Raw genomic sequence first — 16,664 nt, 5'->3', positions numbered from 1 at the left:
GCCAGTCATCTTAATGCAACGCGTACTCATTATCGCTCCCAATTGGATTGGCGATGCGCTCATGGCGCAACCCCTTTTCATTTTGCTTAAGAAGTTACATCCACACATCATTCTAGATGCAGTCGCGCCAAACTGGGTGGCGCCGATACTGCAGCAGATGCCGGAAATCGACCACATCTACCCCACCCAGCTCGCTCATAGAAAAGTACAATTATGGCAACGCTGGCAGCTTGCGCAGACGCTGCGCACAGTCCAGTATGACGCTGCTTATGTGCTACCCAATTCAGCCAAATCCGCTTTACTCCCATGGCTTGCGCACATTCCGCTGCGCATTGGCTATCATGGTGAGCACCGTTATGGGCTCGTCAATGTGCGCCACCCCAATCCACGCAAAAACGCACAGCGGCCAACCATGGTGCGACACTATGCAGCACTGGCCTATGCCCCACGCGCGCAGTTGCCAGATGAGTTGCCGCTGCCGCGCATCACGCTCGATCCGCACAAAGCAGCGCTTGTTGCGCAACGCTTTATGCTGACTGCACAGGCGCCTCTTATCGCATTTTGTCCGGGCGCTGAATACGGCAGTGCCAAACGCTGGCCGGTCGAACATTTTGCTACGCTTGCCCAACTCATTACCTATGCTTTCCCTTATGCGCAAATTGTTACGCTTGGCTCAGCACAAGATGCGCCACTTGGCGCACTCATCACCGCACACGCGCCCCATGTACGCAATTTATGCGGACAAACCACACTGAACGATGCATGCACCTTAATTGCCAGCGCCAGCGCCGTAGTCAGCAATGATTCCGGGCTGATGCACATTGCTGCCGCGTTGCGCCGGCCGCTACTGGCCCTTTACGGTTCAAGCGACCCACGCCATACCCCTCCCCTAACTGACACCGCCCGGGTACAATGGTTACATCTCGAGTGCAGTCCGTGTTTTGCGCGCGAATGCCCATTGGGGCATTTGAACTGCTTGCGCCAACTCAAACCAGAACATATATTCGAGCAATTACGTGAAATGCTGCTGATCAAGAGTTAACAAGAGAACCTCATGCCTTCCTTCACTCGCCCATTCGATACGGCTATTGATACGCTGCACGCGTATTACCACGCGCTGGCTGACAGCAAGCTTGAAGACCTCATGGCGCTTTGGATCGATGAAGACGCGGTCAGTTTCATTAGCGTGGATGGCATTCTTTTTAATGGTTTGGATACGATTCGCTACCATTTGGCTCAGCAATTTGAATATGGCGCCCCTAAGATCGCGGTGCTCGATACGCGTTCTTATGAAAGCCCAGGTACAGCAATCTATGTCGTGACCGAAGCCCATAATCCGGTTAACCAAGATGAGCAACCCAAATTGGTGCTGACAACTTATGTTTTAGTCCAGGAATGCGGAAAATGGAGAGTCGCACATATTCATGCCAGTCCAATGCCTGAGCAGGCGGCTTCGCTTTTTACCAATGGCCTCGAGCAAAATCAAGGGTCTTTGCACTAACCATAGCGCAACAGGCTCACTTTGCATATCCGTTACGGAGTGGCCCTATCTATGCCTCCAGCTGTTACCCATTTCGCGCAAAAAATAAGCCGCTACTTCATGGATTTTCTGCGCACAGATTTTAAAAAATCTGCTGCCCCGCGCCGGAAAATCCAACTACAAACTGAAGCTGGATTTCGTTGTGGCATACCGTTGCGACAATACTCCACTTTACTTAGCGCAATTTGGAAACAACTTGCTGCGCCAATGGCCAATTTAAAACCCCTGCGCATTGGACGTAACCGTTACACCACGCCGATTAGTCCGGTCTTAAAAAATCTCGTCAAGCAGCAGATTGACGCTCTTGACGGCGCCATTTTTAACGCGGTACACGATGACACGCTAGCACGCGCCACCGCCTTACGTGAGCGCGCTACGCAAAATCCTGAGGCCTTCGTTGATGAAGTGATCGCGTCCTTCGCTGAAGCAGTCTCAAAGCGAGTGATTCATCCACTCTTGAGCCTGCTCAACGAATCCTTTCAACACCAAAGTTATGCGGCGCTTGACTCTATTTTTGAGGTAGAACATGATTTAGTTGAGTCACTATGCGCTGCAACGATCAGCAACCTGCCCATCGCACTCAATACTTTCATTGTCACTGGCAAGCTTGAACCTGTCCAGGCCGTTCTCACAGAGTTTTTTGTGGCGACTGACGCACGCACCCAGCTAAAAGCATTTTTTGATGGCTTTGCAGCCGCAAACGCATATCAAGCACTACGCGATCTCTGGCAAACGATGCGCACGGGCGATAACCTAGCCTTTTATATTTATCTGTGCGAGCTGCGCTTTGATAAGCTTGCCTTTCCTCTTTTTTATATTCCAGTCCAACTTAACCTAGATGAAAAAACCAGCGAATATGTACTGGAATTTAACCCGCATCTGTATACCAATCGTGATGCAGTTGATTTCATCTTACAAGAACTCAAGCCCGGCGCAGGTCAGTCAGCGCTTTTCCCGATTGCGCAGCGAATTATTTATCCGCTGGCAAGCGCCAGTTTCTTGGATGAAATAAGCCGTATTTTCACTAAAATAACGCCTGTTCTTGATTTATCCGGGGCATTTGATGTGCGTTTACCCACCTTGGAAACCATCAGATCGAGCCAGCTTAAATTATCCAAAGCCTCTTATTTATCGGTTTTTGATAAAAGCGATGAAAGTCAGGTCAACGATTATGAAGCGCTGTTAACAGCAACCGGCGCGGATCAAAACGAGGTCAACCAGCTTTTTAACGACATCATCCAACGTTTCATTACCGAAGAGCCCCAGTCCATTTGGCGAGAAGTTGAAGAGGCATGGGAAAACACGCCGATTGTCGACCGTCTAGTGGGCCGCTCGCCGATCCCACTGAATGAAGAGCAACGCAAAATCTTAGCCGCGCTGGCTCACCCTGCTTGCCGTTTTGTCACGGTACAAGGGCCGCCCGGCACAGGCAAATCGCACACCATCACTGCAATTGCATTTGACAGTATTGTGTCGGCCCGCTCACTGCTTATTCTGTCAGACAAAAAAGAAGCGCTGGACGTCGTCGAAGATAAATTGCAAACAGCACTCGCCAGTGTACGGCAAGATGATGACTTTCCAAATCCAATCCTACGTTTAGGTAAAGCGGGAAATTCGTACCCACGCCTGGTGTCGTCAGCGGCCGTTGAAAAAATCAAGACATATTGGAAGGTCACAAAGGGGCAAGCTGAACGCTTGGCGGATGAAACAGCCGCACAAGATGCCGCTGTGCGCGCGGACGTGGCGCAAACCATTACCGCTTATTCATCGGTCACACTAAAAGATCTGGCACGCCTACGCACCCTTGAAGGGCACATTACGCCACATATATCAGGGCTTTTACCGTTATTGCAAACACCGCTCTCAGCGGATGCAGTTCAGCGTTTAGCAGCAGATTTGCTGTCAAGTGATGAGCGGATTGAAGCCAGTCGCTTTATCGCCAGCCACCTCGCGGCGGGTTCTTTACTTGAGATTGTGTCTACATTGCAAGCCACCGCGCTATTGACCCAGTTGAGTGACGTTTGGTCAATGCGCCACAGCCTGGCCCTGTTTGCCCCGCTGGGCATGGCCGAATATGCAGCATTAGAAAAATTTATTCTAGCGTATCACGCGATCCGCAAACCCATTGTGGGCTTTCTGTTTTCACGGACACAAGCTCAAGCCCTTGACCAACAACTCGCCAACGAGTTGCCTTGCGCGCGACCCTTAGCATTTCATAAACAGCTCAGCAAGCTACGTGAAGTCCATCTGATTCTGACACGCATTGCGAAAACCTTACAGCAAACGCCGTCATCGCCAGGCCTAATGCGCTCGGTCTATCATGTATTGCTTAATTCCAGTACGCCCCCAGCAAGCGTCAGTAAAGCTGGGCGTTGGTTAGAGGCGCTCTCGTTGCTTGCCGGAGAACACTCGATCTTGCCAAAGCTGATGGAACATAGCGCGTTAAAAGAATTCAAAGCCGCACCGCATATGCACTCTGCGCAAAACGTGCAGGCCTTACTGGATCTGCTGCATAACGTCTCCGAGTACAGCCTGCTATGGCAAACGTCCGGAGCCATTATCCGTAGCGCGCCCTCTTTTAACTACGTCAGAGAGATGGAACGATTAGCGCAACTTCATACCACCCGCATGAGTAGCGAAATCGACGGGCGCTTTCTAAACTTTATCGATGATAAAAGTGCAACTGCAAAGACCTTAGCGGAAGTCATCAAAGCCAAACAGAAATTTCCAGTCGCGGCCTTTGATGCACTCACGCAAGCGTTTCCAGTCATTATTGCCAGTATTCGTGACTTTGCCGAATATGTACCCCTGAAGCACGGTGTGTTTGATCTAGTGGTGATTGATGAGGCATCGCAAGTCTCTATTGCACAGGCATTTCCGGCGTTATTGCGGGCCAAAAAAGTGGTTGTACTTGGCGACCAACGGCAGTTTAGCAATGTCAAATCCAGTCAGGCAAGTTTGGCGATGAACAACGGCTATCGCTCAGAACTGGAAGCCTATTTTAGGATTCATATCAGTGATGCAGCTGACCGGATCCAGCGGCTTAAGCAGTTCGACGTCAAAAAATCTGTGCTTGAATTTTTCGAACTGATTGCCAATTACAGGAGCATGTTAAAAAAGCATTTTCGAGGCTATCAAGCGCTGATTTCATTGAGTTCAAAATTTTTCTATGATAATGCGCTGCAAGCGATTAAGGTACGCAGTAAACCAATCAATGAAATTCTCGAATTCTCGTGGGTAACGCCTGCCAATACCCACGAGCCTTACCGCAACGTCAATTCCGCCGAAGGCGAGTTCATCGTCGCTTTATTGCGCACAATGATTGATGAGGCTAATCCGCACAGCGTCGCCATCATTACGCCATTTCGTGAACAGCAGCAATATTTGGCGAAAACAATTTTTCATGATCCTTATGCCAGTCAGTTTGAACAGTGCTTGCGCCTTAAGATTATGACCTTTGACACCTGCCAGGGTGAAGAACGTGACCTTGTAATTTATTCAATGGTAGCCGTGCCGAGCCACGATTCACTGAATTATATTTTCCCGCTCACCCTTGAGGATATCGCCGAACGGGCAGAAGATGCCCTTAAAGTGCAGCGCCTTAACGTTGGCTTCTCACGTGCTAAAGAGAAGATGCATTTTGTTCTTTCTAAGCCTATCGAACACTATAAGGGCTCGATTGGCCAAGTTCTGGCGCACTATCAAAGCATACTGCAACGAGATAGAACGGACCAAGCAAGCTCCCCTGCGCAATCAAATTCACCACTCGCTCAAAAAGTACTAGGATGGTTGCTGGCGACGCCGTTTTACCAGCTTAATCAAGATGAGATTGAAATTGTCTCGCCCTTTCCAGTGGGCGTTTACTTGCAGCAGCTCGACCCTTCGTACCAGCATCCCGTCAGGCGGATTGATCTGCTACTGCGTTTTTATGGCGGACAAAAAACCGTGAATGCGGTCTTGGAATATGATGATTTTGAAGAAAATGCCGCCCAAAACGGCAACTCAGACCATTCCTCCCTGTCGCCCACCTATTACCGCACCCAAGATATTGAACAGCAATTCATCTTAGAATCCTATGGCTACACCTTTATTAGGCTGAATCGCTTTAATCTGGGTGAAGATCCGGTACAAGCGCTCTCTGAGCGCTTGTTCGCTTTAGTGGACGCCGCCCGTCACGTTGCTCATGCAGCCGTGGTGACGGACATTCATAGTGGTATTAAAGAGCTCGACGATGGCAGCGCAAAGATTTGCCGCCGCTGCCAAGAAATTAAAAACAAAGAGGCTTTTTTTGATCAGACGCTCAGTGCAGGGCAAGGGGGATATGGGCATATTTGTATCGTATGCAAAGCGCAGCGAAAAAAACGGCGTTTGGGCTAAAGGCGGCATTCCGAGGGTGCAAACCGACGCGGTAATGTAGCTGGCTCAGACGGTAACGGCCCAGGGCTAGGCGCAGGTAAGGATGAAGCCGCCTTACCTGCAGCAAAACATTCCCAGCTTAGTGAACCTGGCTGCGCAGTGTCCGCTACCAAGCCAATACGAGCATTAGGTGAAGCCGGATCATTGGGTCCAGAAGGGACCAGCACCAGGGTGTTTGAACCGGCCGGCGCCACACGCGACATATATGAAATGACGATTTGCCCATTGTTCGGAACAATATGGATCAATTCAACGTTACGCGTCGCGCTAGGTGGGTTAAATCCGCTGTCAAACGGCATACCACTAGCTGCGTTTTCGGCAACCGCAAGCCGCGCTGAAGCGGCGAGCGACAAACCTTCTCCTACGCGACTGCGAGCTAAGTAATCTTGATACGCGGGAATCGCGTAGGAAGCCACAATACCAACAATCGCCAGCACGATCATCAGCTCAATCAGCGTAAAACCCAACCAGCGAAAACTTGCACGCAAGCGTGTACGTTGGGCAAAAAACCAAAAACGAACCAGGCTACCGTATAACCACTTTGCCATCGCACCCTTCCGTATGCAGAAAGAAAATAAGAGGCAGAAGGTCACGCATAGTTAGCGAGGGCCGCCGGATGGTCTATCCGCTGCTTGCCTCCTGTACTTGTAGCTTGGAGAGTACCAAATTAAGCGGCATCCCAGTAGTTGGCCGTTTGGCTATATTGATTGAACAAGTACCGGTCTAGTCGCGGGCAGTGCGCCGTTTGAGTCCCGTGCCTAACACCACTACCAGCGCGGCGCCAAAGGCGCTCGCTATGTAACCGGCAACCGGCGTAGCGAATAGTTTGAATTGTTGTACCCATGGGTCGCTCGTAATGAGCCTAGCAGCAATCCAGCCAAGTAAAGCAGCACCTGCTGCGATAATCAGTGGAAAACGGGTTAATAATTTTAATACCAACTGGCTACCCCAGATAATGATTGGGATACTGAGAATTAGGCCGAAGAGGATAAGGAAAAAACGCTGTTCAGGCTGCGCTGCTTCTGCTGCGCCAGCGATCGCGATGACATTATCAAGGCTCATCACAAAATCTGCGGCGATGATGGTTTTGATTGCGTCTAAGAGCCGGTCATTAGACCGAATATCATTATGAGCATTAACTTCGGGCAACATAAGCTTGATGCCAATCCAAAACAGCAACAAACCGCCCATCATTTTTAACAGCGGAATATAGAGCAAGGTGACCGCAAAACCGATCAACAACACGCGCAACACAATCGCGCCCGCGGTCCCCCATAACACACCGCGCATACGTTGCTGAGCAGGTAAATTACGACAAGCAAGCGCAATCACCACGGCATTATCGCCGCCCAACAAAAGATCAATTGCTACGATCTGGGCAATCGCCCCCCAATGAAGGTCAGTCAGCAGTGCTAGCATGAACATCTCTCCTAATGGGGTTTGAAAGCTGTCTACATTAATAAGCTTACAGTGCTGCTTTTAACAAACGACCCATTTCAGATGGATTCTTTGTCACCTTAATGCCGCAGGCTTGCATAACTTGCAGTTTTTCATCAGCCGTGCCTTTACCGCCAGAGATGATGGCGCCAGCATGGCCCATCCGTTTGCCTGGAGGCGCGGTGACGCCTGCGATAAAACCGACCACAGGTTTTTTCATATGGGCTTTGACCCATTCAGCGGCCTCTTCTTCGTCTGAGCCGCCAATTTCGCCAATCATCACAACGGCATCCGTCTCAGGATCGTCATTGAAAAGACGCAAGACATCGATATGCTTCAAGCCATTCACTGGGTCGCCACCGATACCCACTGCCGAAGACTGCCCTAGGCCAAGCGCCGTCAATTGGCCAACCGCCTCATAGGTCAAAGTACCCGAACGTGAAACCACGCCAATCCGGCCTTTTTTATGGATATGGCCCGGCATAATGCCGATTTTGAGTTCGTCAGGGGTAATCACGCCTGGACAATTTGGCCCCAATAACAAGGTTTTACGATTCTCCCGGCGCATGCGGTCTCTGAGTTCGATCATATCGCGCACAGGAATGCCTTCGGTAATACAAATCGCAAGCTCAAGCTCAGCTTCCACGGCTTCCCAAATCGCGGCAGCAGCACCGGCTGGCGGCACATAAATCACCGATACGGTAGCACCTGTATTCGCTTTGGCTTCTTTCACGCTGCCAAAAATCGGAATGCCTTCAAAATCTTCGCCGGCCCTTTTAGGGTTGACGCCCGCGACATAAGCAGCGCGGCCATTAGCATAATCACGGCAAGTACGGGTATGAAACTGCCCTGTCTTACCCGTAATCCCTTGCGTGATAACTTTTGTATCTTTGTTAATCAAAATCGACATATATCAGCCTCTTTTCAGCTTTTTCGTTTGAACTCAGCGCGCCATGTACGCACTCAGTTCAATATGATGTATCCGTATCCGGGGTTAAGTCAGAAGAAGCTCAACTTTATTGAGCCGCTGCAACCACTTTCTGCGCAGCTTCTTCCATACTATCGGCCGAAATAATGGGCAAACCAGACTCAGCAAGCATTTTCTTGCCAAGGTCTTCGTTGGTCCCTTTCATGCGGACGACCAGCGGCACTTTCAACTGCACCGCCTTCGAGGCAGCAATCACGCCTTCAGCAATCACATCACAGCGCATAATGCCGCCGAAGATATTGACCAAAATTGCTTTGAGCTCTGGATTTTTGAGCATAATCTTGAAGGCTTCTGTGACTTTCTCAGTGGTGGCGCCGCCGCCCACATCGAGAAAGTTAGCAGGTTCACCGCCAAAGAGCTTAATTGAATCCATGGTCGCCATCGCCAGACCCGCGCCATTAACCAAGCAGCCAATATCGCCATCAAGCGAAATATAAGCAAGATCAAATTTTGAAGCTTCGACTTCGGCTGGGTCCTCTTCATCTACGTCACGGTATTCAACCAGTTCCGGATGACGGAAAAGCGCGTTTGAATCAAAATTGAATTTTGCATCCAGCGCAATGACTTGACCTTCACCCGTCAGGATCAACGGATTGATTTCAGCGAGCGAGGCATCTGTTTCCCAGAATGCTTTATAGAGTCCCTGCAATATAGTGCGCGCTTGCGCCAATGAAGTTTGAGGGATGCCAATACTTGTTGCCAGTTTATCCGCTTGCGCGTCGGTTAGGCCCTGAGTTGGGTCAACCGCTACTTTATGGATCAATTCAGGCGTTTTTTCGGCAACTTCTTCAATTTCCATGCCGCCTTCGCTAGACGCCATGACGGTCACTTGTTGCGTCACCCGATCTACGACCAGACCAATATAAAGCTCTTTTTTGATGTCCGCGCCTTCTTCGACCAACAGACGCCGCACTTTTTGACCTTGCGGACCGGTTTGGTGCGTTTTTAATTGCATGCCAAGAATCTCGCCGGCATATTCGCGCACCTGATCAATCGACTTTGCCACTTTCACGCCACCGCCTTTACCACGGCCACCTGCATGAATCTGTGCTTTAACAACCCATACCGGGCCACCAAGCTCTTGCGCAGCTTGCACTGCCTCATCAACTGTAAATACCGGTTTGCCGCGTGGTACAGCAACACCAAATTTGCGCAGGATTTCCTTACCCTGGTACTCGTGAATCTTCATTCGCTGATCCCTTTAAACAGGCCTTTAAAACCCTTGATTTTAACATAGCTATCAATCTTCATCGCAGCCTCCGAGCAACCTTACGATTATTGCATTGGCAAACCCGCGCATCATCAGAAAACGGGCTTGCCGCGCACGTTCAACGTGGGTTGCGGGTAAAACACCATATTTTTTCTCCCAAACAGCCTTGGCACGGGAGAATTCGGTTTCTTGTAACTCAGTGCCAATGCGCTCGATTAGCTCTTCATCAAGCACATGTTGCTTGAGCTCATGAATAATTCGATGCGTGCCGCAACGCGCCGCGCGGCGGCGCGCCACGCTTTCGGCAAAGCGAGTATCAGATAACCAACCCTCATGCTGCAGCGTGTTGAGTAGCGCATCGACATCGGCTTCGCTATCTGTATAAGAGGACAACTTGCGCTGTAATTCAACGCGACTGTATTCTCGGCGCGATAAATATCCCAATGCACGCCCTTTTAAACTAGGATTAGCACGCATCATTTCACAAATGAGACATCTCCAAAGCAAATGTACAAACAATCACCCAAGAGTTGGCGCTGATTGCCGCTTTGGCGTTTTAGTTTCAGTGTTTTCTTGAGTTTCATCCGTTGCAGGCATGGCCACCACGCCAAATGAAATGCGAACTTTGTTTTCAATTTCACGGGCAATCTCTGGATTTTCACGCAGATATTCACGCGCATTGTCTTTGCCCTGCCCAGCGCGCTCGCCATTATAGCTGTACCATGCGCCAGCCTTTTCAACAATTTTCGCTTGCACGCCAAGGTCAATGATTTCGCCTTCACGCGAAATGCCTTCACCATATAGGATGTCAAATATGGCTTCACGAAAAGGCGGCGCAACTTTATTTTTGACCACTTTCACCCGCGTCTCAGAGCCAATGACCGAATCTGCTTTTTTGATTGAGCCAATGCGGCGGATATCAAGCCGTACTGATGCATAGAACTTCAATGCATTGCCGCCCGTTGTGGTTTCCGGACTACCAAACATCACCCCTATTTTCATCCGAATTTGATTGATAAAAATGACTAGGCAGTTTGTCCTGTTAATGGTCCCAGTAAGCTTACGCAATGCCTGTGACATCAAGCGCGCTTGCAGGCCAGGCAAAGAGTCGCCCATATCCCCCTCAATTTCAGCCTTGGGTACCAGTGCGGCGACGGAATCGATGACAATTAAATCAACCGAACTCGAGCGCACCAATGCATCTGTAATCTCAAGCGCCTGCTCACCTGTATCAGGCTGTGCAATCAAGAGATCAGACACGTTGATGCCAAGCTTTGCTGCATATTGGACGTCCAACGCGTGCTCTGCATCAATAAATGCGCAGGTGCCACCGAGTTTTTGCATCTCAGCAATAACTTGTAAAGTGAGAGTGGTTTTGCCCGAGGATTCCGGCCCGTAGATTTCAACCACACGACCGCGAGGCAAACCGCCTACCCCAAGCGCAATATCAAGTCCCAGCGAGCCAGTAGAGACTACTTGAATATCTTCAACCACTTCCCCATCGCCCAGGCGCATGATTGAGCCTTTGCCAAATTGCTTTTCAATCTGCGCCAGCGCAGCGGCAAGCGCTTTGCCTTTTTCAGCCGTTAAGCCCGCTTGGCCTTTCTTGCTTTCTTCCATGAATCATCCTTTGTGGGGGTAAACGGCGCTTCGTCTAAATGTAAATGCCGCTTTCCAAATTAGCATACCACATACTGTATAAAAAAACAGGTGTCTTAGCAAGGCCATATGGTTAGAAAGCATCAATTTTTTTTCCAGCACGGCAACATGCGCGCCAGCACACCATCTCGATCAATAAATTGATGTTTAAGCGCTGCCAGCAGATGCAGCACAACCAAGGTTGCTAACGCATAGTTCAGATAAATATGCGACATGCTAAAAATTGGTTTAAGCGCTGGGTTAGGCTCAATCAGCGCTGGTAACGGCACCAGGCCTAAATAAACCACTGGCGCGCCCACTGACGAACTCAATAAATAACCAGACAACGGCACAGCAAACTCCCGGCCGGAGCGGTATGCCAAACGACCAATGGGCCCGATTCTTTGCTTTTCTTACCAAGAGGCGTCATTTTCGCTACTCGAGGCGATTTCGACAACGACCGTCGAGGACCCAGAAAAACCTCGATAGGCATCAATTTAGCAGTTTGTTTCAGCTATAAACAGCTATCGTATCGTCTATGACCATGCCTTTTTTGCACTTATCAAAATAACGATCAAGCGTCAGTTCATCAGGCGTCCATTGTCGTATACGCGCTAGAAGCGTAAGAATACCTGCCGTACCATAACCAAAATCACATGAAATCCGGTCTATTAAGGAAGGATAGGCAAGGCCCTCCTCGCTTTGCACCCGAAACATATCCATTCCGCTGAGTAATCTTGCTAAGGCGGTACGATGTCGTTCTTCTTTTGTGTAATGCCAAGCATCCAAGCGAAACCCTGCAATACCACAAAGTCCCATCAATTTTCCGAATCCAACCGAATACTTACCATCAGTATGAGCGTAGATATCCTCCAGTGTCTGATCAAACGCATCGATACCAGCGAAATACTGATAGCGCAAAAGTACAGTTCCAATACCCGCGGATCCGTACATATAATAAGGTAATAAAGTATTACTGCTATCTGTCATATACGACCAGCCCCGCGTGCTATGGCCATAGGAAATGTCATAATGCAAAGCGCGCATCCCAGCTTCGATATAGTGCTCCCGATTTGTCAGTAACGCCGCATAAAGCAAGACGAGCGCAATGCCGCAGGCGCCATAACCAAGACCGAGATGGACTTTGCCATCAGCATGAGGCCAGTAGATCCTCTGTTCAGCATCCACCTTTGCCTGCGACAGTAGTTCATCAACCACATTGAGCGCTGCATCGAGGAACTGCTCATCTTGCGTTTCCAAAAATAGACGGAGTGCAGAGAATGCCCAGCCGGCCTTACCTTCGAAGAGAGAGTGTGAACGATCGAATAATGGATGCGCACGCGCTTGCGTTAATAGCACGCTTGCTTGTTCTACTTCCTTCAGCTCAGTCATTATCCACGCGATGCCCGCCTGGCCCATCAAAAATCCTGGCGTATAGCCTTCATTGGTAATCGGACAACGCTGAGCCCAATCGCGAAATGCCGGGTCGATTGCGATGCCTGCTTGATGCAAACCGAAGAGCGTGCCATATGCGCCGCATCCAAGACTCAAAGGGTTGGTATCAAAAGCACGAAAATCACACGGAAACAAACGATCGGCGCGAGATAAAATAGCATTTGCTTCAATGAAGGAACGTATTCCGTCAATTGTGGTATCAAAATAGCTTGGCTCTGGCATAAGCGCCTGACGTGAGCCGACTACAGCGCAACTCCAGTCGGCTGAACTAAGCTTGGCGTTTATTTCAGATGCGGCAGGACGAAGTTCTGCATGGGGTGACAAGCCAGCAATTACCGCTGCTGCAATCTCCTCAGGAAATGCTGCATCGGCGAAAATTTCTCTGACTATTTCCGGGATACGGCCGGATTCGAGACGAAAAAACAAATTTGCCGGGAAGATGAAGGTCAGCATCATGGCTGCAAGAGCATAATAATCGCTGGTAAACTCAATCTCCGTCTGTTTAGCATGTTCAGGCGGCGCGTAGCCAGGCGTTTTCATCTTGATCAACAGATCGGTGTCAACCTGGCATGCCGCCTCAAAATCGATAAACGTAATATGGGTGTTCTCTTTAGAAACCAGAATATTATTTGGAGAGAGATCGTTCAGCGCAATACCACGTTCATGAAATTCCATTATCGCTTTTGAAACGCTAAGAAAAATTGCGATGAAGCGTTGATGAAAACGCCGAATATCGCTTTCATCAACTTGGCCGCGTAATACAATAGATTCATGCGACGGTATCTTTCTTAGGATTTCTCCGTCAATATATTCTTCGACTAAAAACCAGTTTTCCCAATCTTGGAATAGATCGTAAGCGGCTGGCGTATACCCGCTCTCCTCCATTGTTTTTAGAATACGATATTCCTTTTGCAGGAGTGAGATCGCATCGGACTCAGCCGTCGGACCACCGACGTATGGTCTTGCCTCTTTGATAACAACCTCGCGATCATGCATGCGGTCCAGCGCGAGATAAACGCCCCCCGAGTTTCTAAACGCTAAAACTTTCTTGATCAGATAACGCCCTTTTTTGAGCGTTCCTGGCTCCCCCTCGTCTTGTGCTTTACACGGAAACGGCTCTTCAAGCCACGTTGGGATTTGATAACTCGGGCGTCGCTCATCAACGATACGTTCGCCCGATGGCTTGCAAATGTAACTTTGGAGTTCGCCTCGCTCATTCAGCATCGACATCTTTTGCATGCCGCCATACCGATAATGGACGATACTACTGTCTTTGTAACGGCGATCACTTAAAATGTATGGTCCAACAAATCCCTTCGTTGCTGTGTAAATACGCTCAATCATTTCGCGGAATCTATCCTCATCCTGAGGATAGATTGTAATAAATTTACCACTTGAACCACGCGCCCAATTTTTCCCCGTCATCATGGAAAAGATGGCGCGATCCGCTGCAAACTTAAAAGCGGTATCCATTTCGACAAGCATAGGAATAGCCGTGGCCAGGACCGTGCGCGCATTATATGGCGTCGCGCTCAGGTGGATTTTCCAGCCCTGTGTGGGAAGAGTGTGCAAAGGAGAATAGCAGTGATTCCAAATGCCCTGATGAATTGATTTCCATTTTTTTGGAATATACTGATTCGCCAAATTAATATAATGCGATGTATCTGCTTTATATTGATTCAACGTTTCATAGAATTGGCTACCGATAAATTCGAAGGCGATACGCCTTTCTTGCATTGCCGCCATTATCATCCCCCTCCTCAGCAACAAAAAAATCTATTATTGCCATTGAAACTTTAGCTTGATCATTATAAAATGAAAATGGTCAACTTAACTTTATTAGAATAAGCAAATCTTAAGCCAAGTTGACCATACCAAACCATCACTAATAAATTAAGGAACAATTAATCCAAAGTGATGTTAGCCACATATCAGAAGACTTATTTCTGACCCTCCGGCATTACATTCAAACTCACTATCCAGACTTGCCTCGGTGGAAATATCTAACTCTTGAAGATCAAGAATACGTTGCATTTTTACTCTCCTTTTACGTGATGAGAAGCGGATAACTTCAATATACTTACAAAAGTAAGATTGATTAAAGTTATCCGCTCTGTAGTGTAGGAGAAGAAACAAATTTAACCAGCATTTTTTTTAACAGGGACAGGATAATTACTTGAAAAAATATGATCGGCTTAACGGCCACAACGCCGCCAATGAATTAGAGTTTTTCATCTAAATATCCTGGGCCCGGGCAAGATCAACATCCGCACCACTCTGGAATAACATGAATTTTTATTTCCTCGCTATACAAGACTTTCCTGGTCTCCTAGCGCACTAACGTACTTTGCGAGCCGTTTTCCGGGATGACCCCATATAGCGTTTTCCACCCCACAAATTAACTTTGTGGGTTTAATTATTATCCAATAATTTATACTTAGCAAGGGATCTTTATCATTTATTTTAACTAACTTACATGCGCCGCTAATTCAATCGCCTGACCAATATAGGAGGCTGGAGTAAGAGCTAACAAATACGTTTTTGCATCTGCCGGAATAGGCAATGTACTAATAAATGTATGCAATACTTCACGAGTCATGCTCTTGCCACGGGTTAATTCCTTGAGTTGCTCATACGGGTTAGGCACACCATAACGCCGCATCACCGTTTGTACAGCTTCGCCCAGCACTTCCCAACACGCATCGAGATCAGCGCTAAGTCGCGGCGGATTGACCTCAAGTTTGGCAAGCCCACGCAAGCAAGAGTCATAGGCTAGCAAGGCATGGCCAAAAGCCACGCCGATATTGCGTAGTACCGTCGAATCCGTCAGATCACGCTGCCAACGCGAAACTGGCAGCTTATCGGCTAAGTGCCGCAATAGCGCATTGGCCAGCCCCAAATTGCCTTCTGAATTTTCAAAATCAATTGGATTGACTTTATGCGGCATGGTGGACGAACCGACCTCACCTGCTTTGGTTTTTTGTTTGAAATAACCGACTGAAATATAGCCCCACAGATCGCGATTCAAATCAAGCAATATAGTATTTGCACGTGTAATCGCATCAAACAGCTCAGCCATATAATCATGGGGTTCGATTTGAATCGTGTACGGATTGAAGGTGAGCCCAAGCCGTTGTTCAATCACTGCACGCGAAAACGCGGGCCAGTCAAGCTCTGGGTAAGCGCTTAAATGGGCATTGTAATTGCCCACCGCGCCATTCATCTTGCCTAATAGAGGCACCGCAGCAATACGCTCAATAGCCCTTGATAAACGAGCGGCAACGTTGGCGATTTCTTTGCCAAGCGTAGTTGGGCTAGCCGGTTGCCCATGCGTGCGTGACAACATAGGTTGCGCAGCATGGGTATGCGCCATTGCAACCAGCCGCTCTTGCAACGCGTTTAACGCTGGCAACAAGACATCTGCACGCGCGCCCTTGAGCATCATCCCATAAGCCGTGTTATTGATATCTTCTGAGGTACAGGCAAAATGAATAAATTCACTTGCGCGTTCCAATTCAGCCTGCCCTTTGACGGATTCCTTGAGCCAATACTCGACCGCTTTGACATCGTGATTGGTGACCCGCTCAATTTCCTTAATGCGCATAGCGTCTTCTGCGCTAAATTTCTCAATAAGCCGCAGGAGAAAAGCTTCAGATTGCGCAGAAAAACGAGGCACTTCAGTTAAGCCTGCATCAGACAAGGCGAGCAGCCAATGTATTTCAACCGTGACACGATGGCGCATGAAGGCGGCTTCTGAAAGCCAGGTGCGTAGCGCCTCGGTCTTTGCCGCATAGCGGCCGTCGAGCGGAGAGAGTACGGTTAGTGTATGAGTGTGATCAGAAGAGGTAAAGGTAGTATCAACCATGGGAAAGCCGTTTTTTATAGAAATGTGATTTTAGCACTGTCGTCATGCAATGAAATCCAGCTTGCCGCTGGTGCCTGGGCCAATAGTTAGTTGTCCCTGAAAAAGTCTAATTTTG

At 48.8% G+C, this 16,664-nt stretch carries 12 protein-coding genes and 1 pseudogene; 3 read left to right on the top strand and 10 right to left on the bottom strand.

Going from position 1 to position 16,664, the window contains the following annotated elements:
- Nucleotides 1–13: 13 nt before the first annotated feature.
- Genes waaF through NQD60_RS01955 form a run of 3 tightly spaced genes read left to right on the top strand, consistent with a single transcriptional unit; the run spans nucleotide 14 to nucleotide 5,917 of the window.
- On the top strand, nucleotides 14–1,042 hold the full coding sequence (waaF, locus tag NQD60_RS01965; protein ID WP_257100849.1) for a lipopolysaccharide heptosyltransferase II: 1,029 nt from the start codon (nucleotides 14–16) through the stop codon (nucleotides 1,040–1,042).
- A 12-nt stretch (nucleotides 1,043–1,054) separates the two neighbouring features.
- Nucleotides 1,055–1,501 (top strand): nuclear transport factor 2 family protein, encoded by a 447-nt coding sequence (locus NQD60_RS01960; RefSeq protein ID WP_257100848.1) that lies wholly within the window; start codon nucleotides 1,055–1,057, stop codon nucleotides 1,499–1,501.
- A 51-nt stretch (nucleotides 1,502–1,552) separates the two neighbouring features.
- Nucleotides 1,553–5,917 carry a DEAD/DEAH box helicase gene (locus tag NQD60_RS01955; RefSeq protein WP_257100847.1) on the top strand — a complete coding sequence of 1,455 codons (4,365 nt, stop codon included), beginning with the start codon at nucleotides 1,553–1,555 and terminating at the stop codon, nucleotides 5,915–5,917.
- Here the strand turns inward: NQD60_RS01955 and NQD60_RS01950 are convergent.
- The 10 genes and pseudogenes from NQD60_RS01950 to purB form a co-directional block, all read right to left on the bottom strand.
- Complete coding sequence (locus NQD60_RS01950) at nucleotides 5,914–6,504, bottom strand: pilin (protein WP_306438076.1); 591 nt, start codon at nucleotides 6,502–6,504, stop codon at nucleotides 5,914–5,916. The two genes, NQD60_RS01955 and NQD60_RS01950, sit on opposite strands and share 4 nt — an antisense overlap.
- 175 nt (nucleotides 6,505–6,679) lie before the next feature.
- A complete protein-coding gene (locus tag NQD60_RS01945) occupies nucleotides 6,680–7,375 on the bottom strand; it encodes a TerC family protein (RefSeq protein WP_257100846.1) in 696 nt (231 codons plus the stop codon).
- Nucleotides 7,376–7,421: 46 nt separating this feature from the next.
- Nucleotides 7,422–8,303: a succinate--CoA ligase subunit alpha gene (gene sucD / locus NQD60_RS01940; protein WP_257100845.1), complete on the bottom strand. Its 882-nt coding sequence runs from the start codon at nucleotides 8,301–8,303 to the stop codon at nucleotides 7,422–7,424.
- A 106-nt stretch (nucleotides 8,304–8,409) separates the two neighbouring features.
- Entirely contained in the window at nucleotides 8,410–9,570 is a 1,161-nt protein-coding gene (sucC, locus tag NQD60_RS01935) for an ADP-forming succinate--CoA ligase subunit beta (protein WP_257100844.1), read from the bottom strand.
- 51 nt (nucleotides 9,571–9,621) lie between these two features.
- Complete coding sequence (recX, locus tag NQD60_RS01930) at nucleotides 9,622–10,071, bottom strand: recombination regulator RecX (protein WP_257100843.1); 450 nt, start codon at nucleotides 10,069–10,071, stop codon at nucleotides 9,622–9,624.
- A 39-nt stretch (nucleotides 10,072–10,110) separates the two neighbouring features.
- Complete coding sequence (gene recA / locus NQD60_RS01925) at nucleotides 10,111–11,211, bottom strand: recombinase RecA (RefSeq protein ID WP_257100842.1); 1,101 nt, start codon at nucleotides 11,209–11,211, stop codon at nucleotides 10,111–10,113.
- A 122-nt stretch (nucleotides 11,212–11,333) separates the two neighbouring features.
- Nucleotides 11,334–11,585, bottom strand: a pseudogene (locus tag NQD60_RS01920) (cytochrome b); the annotation flags it as partial.
- A gap of 154 nt (nucleotides 11,586–11,739) precedes the next feature.
- On the bottom strand, nucleotides 11,740–14,430 hold the full coding sequence (lanKC, locus tag NQD60_RS01915; RefSeq protein WP_257100841.1) for a class III lanthionine synthetase LanKC: 2,691 nt from the start codon (nucleotides 14,428–14,430) through the stop codon (nucleotides 11,740–11,742).
- A gap of 174 nt (nucleotides 14,431–14,604) precedes the next feature.
- Complete coding sequence (locus tag NQD60_RS01910) at nucleotides 14,605–14,718, bottom strand: SapB/AmfS family lanthipeptide (RefSeq protein ID WP_257100840.1); 114 nt, start codon at nucleotides 14,716–14,718, stop codon at nucleotides 14,605–14,607.
- A 433-nt stretch (nucleotides 14,719–15,151) separates the two neighbouring features.
- Complete coding sequence (purB, locus tag NQD60_RS01905) at nucleotides 15,152–16,549, bottom strand: adenylosuccinate lyase (protein WP_257100839.1); 1,398 nt, start codon at nucleotides 16,547–16,549, stop codon at nucleotides 15,152–15,154.
- Nucleotides 16,550–16,664: the final 115 nt, after the last annotated feature.

Origin of the sequence: Mycoavidus sp. SF9855, from assembly GCF_024582735.1 — a bacterium.
In the GTDB taxonomy this organism is placed as follows: domain Bacteria; phylum Pseudomonadota; class Gammaproteobacteria; order Burkholderiales; family Burkholderiaceae; genus Mycoavidus.
This window is presented reverse-complemented; position numbering and strand designations above follow the sequence as displayed.